Here is a 12,726-nt window from a genome sequence, read left to right on the forward strand (position 1 = left end):
TGCCGTTCTTGCTACAGGTAAGCCATGAAACAGTATCTAGACCTGGTCCGTGACGTCATCGACAACGGCACGCTGCAGCAGAACCGCACCGGCGTGCGCACCATCAGCCTGCCGGGCGCCATGCTGCGCTTCGACCTGCAAAAAGGCTTCCCGGCCATCACCACGCGCAAGCTGGCGTTCAAGTCGGCGATCGGCGAGATGGTGGGCTTTTTGCGCAGCGTGAAGAACGCTGGCGAGTTCCGCGACCTGGGCTGCAAGGTCTGGGACCAGAACGCCAACGAGAATGCCCAGTGGCTGGCCAACCCGTTCCGCCAGGGCCATGACGACCTCGGCGAGATCTACGGCGTGCAGTGGCGCCAGTGGCCGGGCTACAAGCGCATCCCGCTGAGCAACCCGGCGGCCATCGAAATGGCCGAACAGGCGGGCTTCCGCCAGATCGCCAGGGACGAGGAGGACGGCCAGGCGTTCGTCATCCTGTACAAGGCCATCGACCAGGTGCGCCAGTGCCTGGACACCATCGTCAACGACCCGGGCAGCCGGCGCATCCTGTTCCACGGCTGGAACTGCGCCCAGCTCGACGAGATGGCCCTGCCGCCGTGCCACTTGCTGTACCAGTTCCACCCGAATGTCGAGACCAAGGAAATCTCCCTGACGCTCTACATCCGCTCCAACGACCTGGGCCTGGGCACGCCGTTCAACCTCACCGAAGGCGCGGCGCTGCTGTCGCTGTTCGGTCGCCTGACTGGCTACACCCCGCGCTGGTTCACCTATTTCATCGGCGATGCCCATGTGTACGAGAACCACCTGGACATGCTGGGCGAGCAGATGAAGCGCGAGCCGCTGGCGGCGCCGAAGCTGGTGATCAGCGACCGTGTGCCGGAGTTCGCCAAGACTGGCAAGTATGAGCCGCAGTGGCTGGAGAAGATCGAGCCGAGCGACTTCTGGCTGGAAGGCTACGAGCACCATGCGCCGATGACGGCGCCGATGGCGGTGTAGTTTTTCAGATCGCCGGGGCTGCCTCGCAGCCCATCGCGGCACAAGGCCGCTGCCACAGGTATGGCGCAGAACCTGAAACTGCGCCGTACCTGTGGCAGCGGCCTTGAGTCGCGAAAGGGGTACGCAGCGCCCCCAGTACTTTCAATGCCCGTGGCTTCTGCCTACATGGGAATGCTCGGTCTCCGGCACCGACACTGCCCCAGTGGTCTCCAACTGCTGCAAGATCGCGCACTCCGCCCCCTGCGCGTTGCACTGGCGCCTCAACTCCACCAGCTGCGTCTGCAGCGCCAGCAACCCATCGATCCTCGCCTGCACATGTTCGATATGCTCGTCGATCAGCGCATTGACGCTGCCGCACGAGCTGTCCGGGCTGTCGCGCAGGTTCAGCAGGCTGCGAATTTCGTCCAGGGTCATGTCCAGGGTGCGGCAGTTGCGGATGAAGGTCAGCCGCTCGACATGCGCCTGGGTATACACCCGGTAGTTGCCGTCGCTGCGCGCAGGCTCTGGCAGCAGCTGTTCACGCTCGTAATAGCGAATGGTCTCGACCGCGCAGTCGGTGGCTTTGGCCAGCTCTCCGATCTTCATGATGGCAAATCTCCAGCAAGGGGCTTGACCCTATAGTGGCTACAGGGTGTTCACTTGGCAACAACCCTCCCCGTAGGAGCCGGCTTGCCGGCGAAGGCGTCAGCAGGAACGGCACCTTTGCCTGGGCGGACGCTTTCGCCAGCTAGGCTGGCTCCTACAGGAAGCAAGCACCCTTTAAGGACGATGCCATGAACCAGCCTGTCAGCCCCGAACACAAGCATGACCACGACCATGGTGAACAGGGTCATGGCCACGAACCCCATGCGCACAGTTGCTGCGGCTCTCACGCCGCGCCGGCCAAGGTGCAATTGACCGAGAAGGCCAGCGACCAGGCGCGCCTCAGTCGCTTTCGCATCGAGGCCATGGATTGCCCCACCGAGCAGACCCTGATCCAGGACAAGCTGGGCAAGCTGGCCGGCATCGAGCAACTGGAGTTCAATCTGATCAACCGGGTGCTCGGCGTGCGCCACACCCTGGGCGATACCGCCGAGATCGAGCGGGCCATCGACAGCCTGGGCATGAAGGCCGAGCCGCTGGCCGCCGAGGACGATGGCAGCGCCGCTGCGCCCCAGGCCGCCAAGACCCGCTGGTGGCCGCTGGCCTTGTCGGGGGTTGCCGCCATCGCCGCAGAGCTTGCGCACTTCTCTGGCAAGGCCCCGGAGTGGCTGGTGGCCGCGCTGGCCTTGGCCGCGATCATCGGCTGTGGCCTGGGCACCTACAAGAAGGGCTGGATCGCCCTGAAAAACCGCAACCTCAATATCAACGCGCTGATGAGCATCGCCGTGACCGGCGCCGTGCTGATCGGCCAGTGGCCGGAAGCGGCGATGGTGATGGTGCTGTTCACCGTCGCCGAGCTGATCGAGGCGCGCTCGCTGGACCGCGCGCGCAATGCCATTGGCGGGTTGATGCAGCTGGCGCCGGACATGGCCACCGTACAGCAGGCCGATGGCCAGTGGCGCGAAGTCGATGTGCGCGAGGTGGCCATCGGTGCCCTGGTGCGGGTGCGCCCAGGCGAGCGTATCGGCCTGGACGGCGAGGTGGTCAGTGGCCAGTCCAGCGTCGACCAGGCGCCGATCACCGGCGAAAGCCTGCCAGTGGAGAAAGCCGTGGGCGACAAGCTGTTCGCCGGCACCATCAACCAGGCGGGTTCGCTGGAATACCGTGTCACCGCGGGCGCTGGCCAGTCGACCCTGGCGCGCATCATCAAGGCGGTCGAAGAAGCCCAGGGCGCCCGTGCGCCGACCCAGCGCTTCGTCGACCAGTTCTCGCGCATCTATACCCCGGTGGTGTTCGCCGTGGCCCTGGCGGTAGCGATCATCCCGCCGCTGTTCATGGCCGGTGCCTGGTTCGACTGGATCTACCGGGCCCTGGTGCTGCTGGTGGTGGCCTGCCCGTGCGCGCTGGTGATCTCCACCCCGGTGACCATCGTCAGCGGCCTGGCCGCGGCGGCGCGCAAGGGCATCCTGATCAAGGGCGGGGTGTACCTGGAAGGCGGTCGCAAGCTGGACTACCTGGCCCTGGACAAGACCGGCACCATCACCCACGGCAAGCCGGTGCAGACCGACAGCCAAGTGCTCGACAGGCTGTTCGAAGACCGCGCCCAGGCCCTGGCCGCCAGCCTGGCGGCCCGCTCCGACCACCCGGTGTCCGGTGCCATCGCCCTGTTCGCCAAGGACCAGGGGCTGGTCCTGAGCGAAGTCAGCGAATTCGCGGCGCTGGCCGGGCGTGGTGTGCGCGGTGATATCGACGGTCAGACCTACCACCTGGGCAACCATCGCCTGGTCGAGGAGCTGGGTTTGTGCTCGGCGCAGTTGGAGGCGCAGTTGGACGTGCTGGAGCGCCAGGGCAAGACCGTGGTGTTGCTGCTCGATCGCAGTGGCCCGCTGGCGCTGTTCGCCGTGGCCGACACGGTCAAGGACAGCAGCCGCGAGGCGATAGCCGAGTTGCATGAGTTGGGTATCAAGACGGTCATGCTGACCGGCGACAATCCGCACACCGCCCAGGCGATCGCCGCCCAGGTGGGGATCGACCGCGCCGAGGGCAACCTGCTGCCGGCGGACAAGCTGGCCAGCATCGAAGCCCTGTACGCCCAGCAGCACCGTGTCGGCATGGTCGGTGACGGCATCAACGACGCGCCGGCCCTGGCCCGCGCCGAAATCGGCTTCGCCATGGCCGCCGCGGGTACCGACACGGCCATCGAGACCGCCGACGTGGCGTTGATGGACGATGACTTGCGCAAAATCCCGGCGTTCGTCAGGCTGTCGCGCCAATGTGGGGCGATCCTCACCCAGAACATCGTGCTGGCCCTGGGGATCAAGGCGATTTTCCTGGCGATCACCTTCGCGGGCATGGCGACCATGTGGATGGCGGTGTTCGCCGACATGGGGGTGAGCTTGCTGGTGGTGTTCAACGGCCTGCGCCTGCTGCGCAAGTAGCAGGGTAGGCGCGGATCTGTTCAATGCGAGGTTATTCACAATGCTCAGTGCCGAGCTCAAAGCCTTCTACATGGTGGCCCGCCTGGGCAGCGTCACCTTGGCGGCGAAGAAGCTTGGGCTCAGCCAGCCGACGGTGACCACGCAGATTCGCAACCTTGAGAGCCAGTACAACGTCGAGCTGTTCTATCGGGGTGGTCGGCGTCTGGTATTGAGCGAGGAGGGTGTGCGCTTGCTGCCGTTGGTCAAGGCGTTGTTGCAGCAGGAGGCGGACATCGAGTTCGAGCTGCGTAACAGCGGCCAGGCCCAGGGCAGCTTGCGCATCGCTGCCACCGCGCCGTACTACATCCTCGACCTGGTGAAGATCTTCCGCGAGCGTCTGCCCCAGGTGGAGGTGGCGGTGGAGATTGGCAATTCGCAGCAGGTGTTGCAGATGCTGGAGGATTACCGGGTGGACATCGCGGCCTCTTCGCAGCTGCTTGAGGATGCGCGGTTGGTGCGGCGAGTGTTGGGGACTGATCCGTTGGTGCTGGCGGTGCATCGCAACCACCCGTTGGCCCAGCGTCAGGCGGTGTCGATCGATGCGCTGGCGGGGCATTGCCTGCTGATGCGCGAGGCCGGTTCGACCACGCGCAAGCTGACTGAACAGATGATGCAGGAGGCGGGGGTCAAGGCTGGGGCGTTGCTGGAGATTGGCAGCCGGGAGTCGATTCGCGAGGCGGTTTTGCGCAATATCGGGGTCAGTGTCATTGCCCGGCATGAAGTGCCGCATAACCCGGAGTTACGGGTGTTGGCGTTGGAAAATGCGCCGGTGATGCATGAGTATCTGTATTGCCTGAAAGAGCGGCGTCAGGCGCGGTTGCCGGCGGCGTTTCTTGGGGTGGCGCAGGAAGTTGTTGGATCGCAGTTCTGAAAGTACTCTTCTCTTGACCGAAAGCCACAAATAACAACGCAACTTCCTTGCTCTTGCTCTTGCTCTTGCTCTTGCTCTTGCTCTGTTTTTGATTTTGCTTCTAAGCGCGCGATAGTCCAGGCAACACAAATTGCGACTTCAGGAGGCCGAGCGGAGTTCTTGCGTAGTGGGGCGACGGCCATGGATGGCCGTCGAGCGCTGCGCCCCAGGATGGGGCGTACAGCGCGGTACCCACGGGAGCAAGAACGGAGCGAGGGGACCCCGGAGCGAAGCGTAGGGGCCGGATGAATGGAGCGAGGATTTTTTGGTTCCTTTTTGATCCTTCAAAAAGGGACCCGCCGTAAGGGCGGAAAGGTGACTATGCGTCGCCATCGCCAATGAATGCGCGTATAGCTTTCAAAACTCACGCTCTGAAAGTCAAAGTCAAAGTCAAAGTCAAAGTCAAAGTCAAAGTCAAAGTCAAAGTCAAAGTCAAAGTCGGTCGGTGTGTGTATTTACAGGTGTAAGCGCATTCATTGGCTATATCGACGCTTAGTCATCTTTTCGCCCTTACGGCGAGTCACTTTTTGTCAAACGCGACAAAAAGTAACCAAAAAACGCTGCGCTCCATTCATCCGGCCCTACGCTTCGCTCCGGGTTCCCTCACTCCGGCCTTGCTCCCGGGAGGACCGCGCTGTAGGGCCCATCCTGGGCCCCAGCGCTTGACGGGCATCCATGCCCGTCACCTCCCTACGCAAGGCCTGCGTTCGGCCTCCTGAAGTCGCGAAGATACGGGCGGCGCCTGGGCTGGCGCAGCTGTCGCTCGCTGGGGTTGGCGCTAGCCTCTTGATCGCCAAAGCCAAAGCCAAAGCCAAAGCCAAAGCCAAAGCCAAAGCCAAAGCCAGCGGCTCGCACTTGCATGGCTAGTACAAAATCCATCAATACAACTATCAGCCGCTTTGGCCTCACCGCCATACAACCGTCTCATAGCCTTCCTAGCATGGCCCCCATCGCTTCGATGAGGACCGGCCATGAACAACGTCACCCCAGGCGCACAGATGAAAGTGCGTGGTATCCACAAACGCTTCGGCGCCTTCACCGCGCTCAACGACGTGTCCCTCGACATCGCCGCCGGCGAACTGGTCTGCCTGCTCGGCCCCTCCGGCTGCGGCAAGACCACCCTGCTGCGCTGCATCGCCGGGCTCGAGCGCCAGGACCGCGGCACCCTGCACATCGGCGAGCGCGACATCTCCGAACTGCCACCCCAGGCCCGCGACTACGGCATCCTGTTCCAGTCCTACGCGCTGTTCCCCAACCTCACCGTCGAGGCCAACATCGCCTACGGCCTGACCGGCGACAGCCGCGACGCCGCCCGCCAGCGGGTCGCCGAAATGCTCGAACTGGTCGGCCTTTCGGGCAGCGAAAAGAAATACCCCGGCCAATTGTCCGGCGGCCAGCAACAACGCGTCGCCCTGGCCCGCGCCCTGGCCCCCAAACCCTCGCTGCTGCTGCTCGACGAACCGATGTCGGCACTCGACGCCCGGGTGCGCGAGCACCTGTGCACCGAGCTGCGCCAACTGCAGCGCCAGCTCGGCATCACCACCCTGATGGTTACCCACAACCAGGACGAAGCCATGCTGATGGCCGACCGCATCGCCGTGATGAACAACGGCCAGGTCGAGCAGTACGCCACCCCCCAGGAAATCTACGACCAGCCGGCCACGCCGTTCGTCGCCGAGTTCGTCGGCCAAGGCAACTGGCTGCCGTTCCAGCGCAGCGGCGACAGCCATGCCCAGGTCGGCGGCATGCACATGCGCCTGGCGAGCAACGCCGGGGGCGCCAGCAGCGGCCGCCTGTTCTGCCGCCCCGAGGCGATCACCGTCAACCCGCTGGTGCACGAGGAAAACCTGTTCCCGGCCAAAGTCCGCGAAATCACCTTCCTCGGCAACCGCTGCCGCATGAGCTTCGAACTCATGGCCCTGCCGGGCCACGCGCTGCTCGCCGAGCTGGCGCCGGAGGCCATGCCGCGCCTGGGCTCGCAGGACATCTGGGTGGCGCTGCCGCCGCACAGCCTGCAGGTGTTTGCCTGAGATGGCCGCGTCCATGAGCCAGCCGCTCCCCCAGGCCAAGGCCGCGCCGCGCAACGGGGTCGCCCTGGGTGATCGCCTGTTCGTCGTCGGTGGCAAGAGCCTGCTGCTGATCCTGCTGGTGCTGGCGGTGCTGCTGCCGCTGCTGGCGATCTTCTGGAAAGGCTTCAGCGCTGAGGCCGGGCAGGGCGGTGGCTTGCCGGCCGCCCGTGAACTGTTCGCCAGCGCCAACTTCCACTGGCTGCTCGGCAACAGCCTGTCGGTGGCCGGCACCGTCGCGCTCATCGTCGTGCCGCTGGCCTACCTGTTCGCCTATGCCCTGCAACGCACGCTGATCCCGGCCAAGGGCCTATGGCGCGGTATTTCGTTGCTGCCGCTGTTGGCACCGTCGATGCTGCCGGCCATCGCCCTGGTCTACCTGTTCGGCAACCAGGGCCTGCTGCGCGGGCTGCTCAGCGACAACATCTACGGCTTCTGGGGCATCGTCCTCGGCGAGGCCATCTACACCTTCCCCCATGCCTTGATGATCCTGCTGTCGGCGCTGTCGCTGGCCGACGCACGGCTGTTCGATGCGGCCTCGAGCATGGGCGCCGGGCCTGCTCGGGCGTTCTTCAGCATCACCTGGCCAGCCACGCGCCAGGCTGTGTTCGCCGCGTTCTGCCTGGTGTTCACCCTGACCATCACCGACTTCGGCGTGCCGGTGGTGGTGGGTGGCGATTACCAGGTACTGGCGCTGGAAGCCTACAAGGCGGTGGTCGGCCAGCAGCAGTTTGGCCGCGGCGCGCTGATCGGCATGGTGCTGCTGGTGCCGGCGCTGCTCAGCTTTGCCGTCGACGCCTGGCTGCGCCGGCGCCAGGGCCAGGGCATGAGTGGCCGCGCCCAGGTGTTCGAGCCTAAGCCGTCGAAGCTGCGCGACAACTGTTTTCTGGCCATCGTGCTGCTGGTGTGCGCGGTGCTGTTGGTGGTGATCGGCATGGCGGTGTACTCGTCGCTGGTCAAGTTCTGGCCCTACAACCTGTCGCTGTCGCTCAAGCACTACAGGTTCGACGACACCGCCGGCGGCGGCTGGCTGGCCTACCGCAACAGCGTGACCATGGCCCTGTGCACGGCGCTGATCGGCAGCGTGGTGATCTTCACCGGCGCCTACCTGATGGAAAAGACCCAGGGCCTGCGCCCGCTCAACCAACTGCTGCGCCTGCTCAGCTTCATCCCCATGGCGGTGCCGGGCTTGGTGCTGGGCCTGGGCTACGTGTTCTTCTTCAACCTGGCCGGCAACCCGCTGCATGTGTTCTACGGCAGCATGGCGCTGCTGGTGGTGTGCACCATCGCCCACTACCTGACCACCGCGCAGATGACCGCCACCACCGCCCTGCGCCAGCTCGACGGCGAGTTCGAAGCCGCCGCGCTGTCGCTCAAGGCGCCGCTGTACAAGCACTTTGTGCGCGTCACCGTGCCGATCTGCCTGCCGGCGCTGCTGGACATCATCCGCTACCTGTTCGTCTCGGCGATGACCACGGTGTCGGCGGCGATCTTCCTCTACAGCCCCGACACCATCCTTGCCGCCGTCGCCGTGCTGAACATGGACGATGCCGGCAACGTCGGCGGCGCCGCGGCCATGTCCACCCTGATCCTGCTCACCAGTGCCGCCGCTTCGTTGGTACTGGCCGGCGCATCACGCGGCCTGCTGCGCCGCTCCCAGGCTTGGCGCCAGCGCGCGCCCGGCCACTGACCGACTGCCCATACCCATAGGAAACGCACCATGTTCAAGCCCTTCGCACTTGCCGCTGCCGTATCCGCCGTCTTCACCCTGCAAGCTTCGGCTGCCACCCAGCTGACCGTCTACACCGCCCTGGAGGCCGAACAGCTCAAGCGCTACCAGCAGGCCTTCGAGAAGGCCAACCCGGACATCGAGATCAAGTGGGTACGGGATTCCACCGGCATCATCACCGCCAAGCTTCTGGCCGAAAAAGACCGCCCGCAGGCCGACGTGGTATGGGGCCTGGCGGCTTCCAGCCTGGCCATCCTCGACCAGAACGGCATGCTTGAAGCCTACGCACCGAAAGACCTGGGCAAGATCTCGGCAAACTACCGCGACGCCGCCAACCCGCCGGCCTGGGTGGGCATGGACGTATGGGCCGCGACCCTCTGCTTCAACACCGTCGAGGCCGAAAAACAGGGCCTGAGCAAGCCGGTGAGCTGGCAGGACCTGACCAAGCCTGAATACAAAGGCAAGATCGTCATGCCCAACCCGGCCTCCTCCGGCACTGGTTTCCTCGACGTCAGCGCCTGGCTGCAGACCTTTGGCGAGCCCCAGGGCTGGGCCTACATGGATGCGCTGCACCAGAACATCGGCCAGTACGTTCACTCCGGCTCCAAGCCGTGCAAGCTGGCAGCGGCTGGCGAATTCCCGATCGGGATCTCGTTCGAATACCCGGCGGTGCAGCTCAAGCGCCAGGGCGCGCCGTTGGACATCGTGCTGCCGAAGGAGGGCCTGGGCTGGGAGATCGAGGCCACGGCGCTGATCAAAGGCTCGCCCAAGACCGACGCGGCCAAGCGCCTGGCCGACTTCTCGGCCAGCCCGGCGGCGATGGAACTGTACAAGGAGAACTTCGCCGTGCTCGCCGCGCCAGGGATCGCCAAGCCGCAGACCGAGCTGCCGGCCGACTATGAGCAGCGCCTGATCAAGAACGACTTCGCCTGGGCCTCGAAAAACCGTGACCAGATCCTCAGCGAATGGCGCAAGCGCTATGACGGCAAGTCGGAGAAAGTCGCGCAGCAGTAGGCCCGGCGAGGCCTGCGGCCTCGTTCGCCGGCAAGCCGGCTCCTACCGGTCGCTGTAGGAGCCGGCTTGCCGGCGAACATTCCGTGCCTCAGGAGCATGCCAGTGCTCTGCGACGGCGAAGACATGGGCGGCTATGGTGTGGTCAGCCACGAACGCATTGGCGCCGTCTACAGCTCCTCTACCAGGGCATCCAGCTGCTCCTGGCGCTCGGCCTGGTTGACCTTGGCCCCGGGATTGAGCGTCGACCACTGCGGATGCGCTCGCGCCTTGCTCAGCGCCTCGGGCAGCTTGCCCTCGCGCCAGCTCGTGGCATCCGGCGCCGCCAGGCGAATGCTGTCCTGCGCCGCATGCCCACGCCCCTCCAATGCCACCATCAGCTGCTGCTGACGCAGCGCCAACAAGCGCAACACCGTGTCGTCCACGGTCAGCTCACGCTGCCCCTTGAGCTTGCCCATCAGCCGCGATCCATAGTTGCGCGCGGTCTGCAGCGCGCCGCCGGCAATCGCCCCGGCCAGGGCGGCGGCGCCGAGGGTCAGGCCACCCACCAGCAGGTCTACCCCCGCCCCCGCCGCCGCACCTGCGGCCACGCCGCTGCCCAGGCGCACGCCCAGCAGCTTCAAGGTCTCGGGGTTGAACAGGTCATCGCCCCAGCGGCCGTCGAGCAACGGCAGGTCACCGGCGTTGGCATCTTCGCGGCGGAAGGCGTAGAGCTTGAGCAGCGCCTCGACGCAGCGCTGCTCGCGCTGGCGCACGTCCTGACGCAGGGCCTCGATGGCCTGGGCCTCGGCGGCCGGTTCCGCGGCGACGGCGCGCCGGCAGGCGGCGCAGTCGAGCAGCAATTCGGCGATCAGGCGCTTGCCGCTGTGCTGGCGGGCCAGGCGCTGGGCCTGCTGGTCGTCGATCAGCCGTTGCAGGGCTGGGCGGGCCTCCTCCAGCAGCAGGGCCAGGCTTTCGTAGAGGCGGCGCTCGCCGTCCTCGGGTGGGGCCACGCTGTCGAACCGCACCAGCGCGTGCAGGCCCAGGCGGGCCAGGGCCTCACGCCATTGCGGCTCACGGTGGTGCTGGCTGGCGACGAAGTTGAGCACCGGCAGCAGCGGCTTGCCGCAGCCGGCCAGCACCTGCAGTTCGTCGCGGTACTTGGCCAGCACCGGCTCCCGGGCGTCGATCACGTACAGGCCGGCGTTGCTCGCCAGCAACTGGCGCAGCACCTTGGCTTCCTGCTCGAAACGCTGGCGCGCCTCGCTGCCCTGCAGGAAGCGCTCCAGGCGGGCTGGGCCGTCCAGGCGTTCGCCCGGCCGTTCCAGGCGCTCGAGATAGTCGAGCAGGGCGATGGCGTCTTCCAGGCCCGGGGTGTCGTACAGCTCCAGCAGCGGCTCGCCATCCACCGACAGGCGCGCGCCTTCGACATGGCGGGTGGTGCTGGGGCGGTGCGAGACCTCGCCGAAGCCGACATCGCGGGTCAGGGTGCGCAGCAGCGAAGTCTTGCCGACATTGGTATGGCCGACCACGGCCAGTTTCAGCGGCTCAGTCATGGCCATGCTCCAGCCAGGTCAGGGGCGAGGTGTCGGCGTGGGCCAGGCCGAGGCGGTCGAGCGCTGCGTGCCAGTCGCCCAGGCGCGCGGCGTCCAGGGCCTGGCCAGGCGCTGCCTGCAACAGCCAGACGCGCGTGGCGCCGGCATTGCGCGCAAGCTCGGCGAGCAGCGCCAGGCTGCCGCGGTCCGGCGAGCGCTGCGGGTCGCAGGCGATGGCCAGGCGTGCCGGCGGGAAGCGGCCGAGTTGCTCCAGCAGCTTGTTGCGCGATTCGCGGCTGTCGAGCACGCCGGCATCGACCACGCCCTTGGGCAGGGCCGGGGGCCAGGGGCGCTGGTTATCCAGCTCCAGGCCAACCAGCAGGGCGCCGCTGCTGCCGCTTTCCAGCTGGCCGGCCGCGAAGTGGGGCAATGCCTCGGGGGCGGCGTCCTGCACGCCGATGCGTTCGCTGCGCGGCATCAGCGCGTCGCGCAGCGGCGCGTAACCGGGCAGGTTGAGGTCCAGGGCCAGGCGCGCGCGGCCCTGGCGCCAACGCCACAGGCACAACGCGGCCAGCGCCAGGCGCGGCAGCAGGCCGTAGACCAGCACCACGCCGAGCAGCCAGCTGGCCCAGGCCTGGCGTGCCAGGTCGAGGGCCGGCAGGCTGTCGCCGCTGGCACGGATCATCGCGGCGTCCGGCACGTTGAAACCGAGCAGCGCGGGCAGGGCGCCCAGGGCCTGGGTCAGGCCAATGAAGGGTTCGGCGGCCAGCAGCGTGGTTTCCCAGACGAAACCGTAGCGCCGCGTCGCCAGCAGTGCCAGGAGCATGCCCAGGGCGCTGAGCATCGCCAGCAGCCACAGGCCATGCACCAACAGGCCGAGCAGCCAGCGGTTCAGGCGCTGGCGCTGCAGCAACACCAGCAGCGCCGGGGCCAGTTGCGCGGCCTTGGCGTCGCGGGCGAAGCGCTCGCTCAGCCACAGCCACAAGCGTCCCAGCGGCGCGCCTTGGTCGCCCGCGAAGAGCAAACCCAGCGCCCAGCCGACCAGCAACAGCAGGTTGACCCCGAGCAGGCTGCCCAGGGCCCAGAACACGTTGACCGGGCGCTGGCCGTCGCCCAAGGCCGCCATGCCGAGGCCAGCGCCGCTGAGCCCGGCGAACAGCAGCAGGGCCAGCAGCGCCAGGCGCGCGCCCTGTTTCCAGTGTTGCAGCGCCGTGCTCATGCCGTCGCGCTCGGCCAGCCACAGGGCGCGGGTTTCGATGCGCGTTGCCAGGTCGCCGCCTTGCTGGCGGGCGCGGCGGTTGGCCTCCTGGTCTTCCAGGGGGCCGGCGTGTTCCTCGCGCAGGCGCACCGCTTCGGTGAGCCAGCGCTTGTCGAGTGGCGTCAGTGCGGTCACAAGCTCTTCCATTGCACAGGTCAGGGCGCAAGCATAACCCACGTGCCC

At 66.5% G+C, this 12,726-nt stretch carries 9 protein-coding genes; 6 read left to right on the forward strand and 3 right to left on the reverse strand.

Going from position 1 to position 12,726, the window contains the following annotated elements:
- Positions 1-24 precede the first annotated feature (24 nt).
- A complete protein-coding gene (locus tag KSS95_RS04320; RefSeq protein ID WP_217851962.1) occupies positions 25-996 on the forward strand; it encodes a thymidylate synthase in 972 nt (323 codons plus the stop codon).
- Between the two features lie 141 nt (positions 997-1,137).
- On the opposite strand, the gene cadR is transcribed toward KSS95_RS04320, so the two are convergent.
- A complete protein-coding gene (gene cadR, locus KSS95_RS04325; RefSeq protein ID WP_217851964.1) occupies positions 1,138-1,581 on the reverse strand; it encodes a cadmium resistance transcriptional regulator CadR in 444 nt (147 codons plus the stop codon).
- A 188-nt stretch (positions 1,582-1,769) separates the two neighbouring features.
- Between cadR and KSS95_RS04330 the strand changes: the two genes are divergently transcribed.
- From KSS95_RS04330 to KSS95_RS04350, 5 genes are all read left to right on the forward strand, one after another.
- Positions 1,770-4,016 carry a heavy metal translocating P-type ATPase gene (locus tag KSS95_RS04330; protein WP_217851966.1) on the forward strand — a complete coding sequence of 749 codons (2,247 nt, stop codon included), beginning with the start codon at positions 1,770-1,772 and terminating at the stop codon, positions 4,014-4,016.
- A gap of 40 nt (positions 4,017-4,056) precedes the next feature.
- Positions 4,057-4,926, forward strand: coding sequence for a LysR family transcriptional regulator (locus KSS95_RS04335; RefSeq protein WP_217851968.1), 870 nt, complete (start codon positions 4,057-4,059; stop codon positions 4,924-4,926).
- 1,010 nt (positions 4,927-5,936) lie between these two features.
- Positions 5,937-6,995 carry a putative 2-aminoethylphosphonate ABC transporter ATP-binding protein gene (locus tag KSS95_RS04340; protein ID WP_217851970.1) on the forward strand — a complete coding sequence of 353 codons (1,059 nt, stop codon included), beginning with the start codon at positions 5,937-5,939 and terminating at the stop codon, positions 6,993-6,995.
- A 1-nt stretch (position 6,996) separates the two neighbouring features.
- On the forward strand, positions 6,997-8,721 hold the full coding sequence (locus KSS95_RS04345; protein WP_217851972.1) for a putative 2-aminoethylphosphonate ABC transporter permease subunit: 1,725 nt from the start codon (positions 6,997-6,999) through the stop codon (positions 8,719-8,721).
- 30 nt (positions 8,722-8,751) lie between these two features.
- On the forward strand, positions 8,752-9,774 hold the full coding sequence (locus KSS95_RS04350) for a putative 2-aminoethylphosphonate ABC transporter substrate-binding protein (RefSeq protein ID WP_217851974.1): 1,023 nt from the start codon (positions 8,752-8,754) through the stop codon (positions 9,772-9,774).
- Positions 9,775-9,941: 167 nt separating this feature from the next.
- Here KSS95_RS04350 and KSS95_RS04355 read toward each other — a convergent pair whose 3' ends face one another.
- Entirely contained in the window at positions 9,942-11,306 is a 1,365-nt protein-coding gene (locus KSS95_RS04355) for a GTPase/DUF3482 domain-containing protein (protein WP_217851976.1), read from the reverse strand.
- Positions 11,299-12,690 carry a DUF2868 domain-containing protein gene (locus tag KSS95_RS04360; protein WP_217851978.1) on the reverse strand — a complete coding sequence of 464 codons (1,392 nt, stop codon included), beginning with the start codon at positions 12,688-12,690 and terminating at the stop codon, positions 11,299-11,301. The genes KSS95_RS04355 and KSS95_RS04360 overlap by 8 nt, the downstream gene beginning before the upstream one ends.
- Positions 12,691-12,726 lie beyond the last annotated feature (36 nt).

It is taken from the genome of Pseudomonas muyukensis (genome assembly GCF_019139535.1).
Lineage (GTDB): Bacteria > Pseudomonadota > Gammaproteobacteria > Pseudomonadales > Pseudomonadaceae > Aquipseudomonas > Aquipseudomonas muyukensis.

What these genes read in the sequence shown, in the direction of transcription:
- KSS95_RS04320 (WP_217851962.1), top strand. Translation starts at nt 25, where the DNA reads ATGAAACAGTATCTAGACCTGGTCCGTGACGTCATCGACAACGGCACG.
- cadR (WP_217851964.1), bottom strand. Translation starts at nt 1,581, where the DNA reads ATGAAGATCGGAGAGCTGGCCAAAGCCACCGACTGCGCGGTCGAGACC.
- KSS95_RS04330 (WP_217851966.1), top strand. Translation starts at nt 1,770, where the DNA reads ATGAACCAGCCTGTCAGCCCCGAACACAAGCATGACCACGACCATGGT.
- KSS95_RS04335 (WP_217851968.1), top strand. Translation starts at nt 4,057, where the DNA reads ATGCTCAGTGCCGAGCTCAAAGCCTTCTACATGGTGGCCCGCCTGGGC.
- KSS95_RS04340 (WP_217851970.1), top strand. Translation starts at nt 5,937, where the DNA reads ATGAACAACGTCACCCCAGGCGCACAGATGAAAGTGCGTGGTATCCAC.
- KSS95_RS04345 (WP_217851972.1), top strand. Translation starts at nt 6,997, where the DNA reads ATGGCCGCGTCCATGAGCCAGCCGCTCCCCCAGGCCAAGGCCGCGCCG.
- KSS95_RS04350 (WP_217851974.1), top strand. Translation starts at nt 8,752, where the DNA reads ATGTTCAAGCCCTTCGCACTTGCCGCTGCCGTATCCGCCGTCTTCACC.
- KSS95_RS04355 (WP_217851976.1), bottom strand. Translation starts at nt 11,306, where the DNA reads ATGACTGAGCCGCTGAAACTGGCCGTGGTCGGCCATACCAATGTCGGC.
- KSS95_RS04360 (WP_217851978.1), bottom strand. Translation starts at nt 12,690, where the DNA reads ATGGAAGAGCTTGTGACCGCACTGACGCCACTCGACAAGCGCTGGCTC.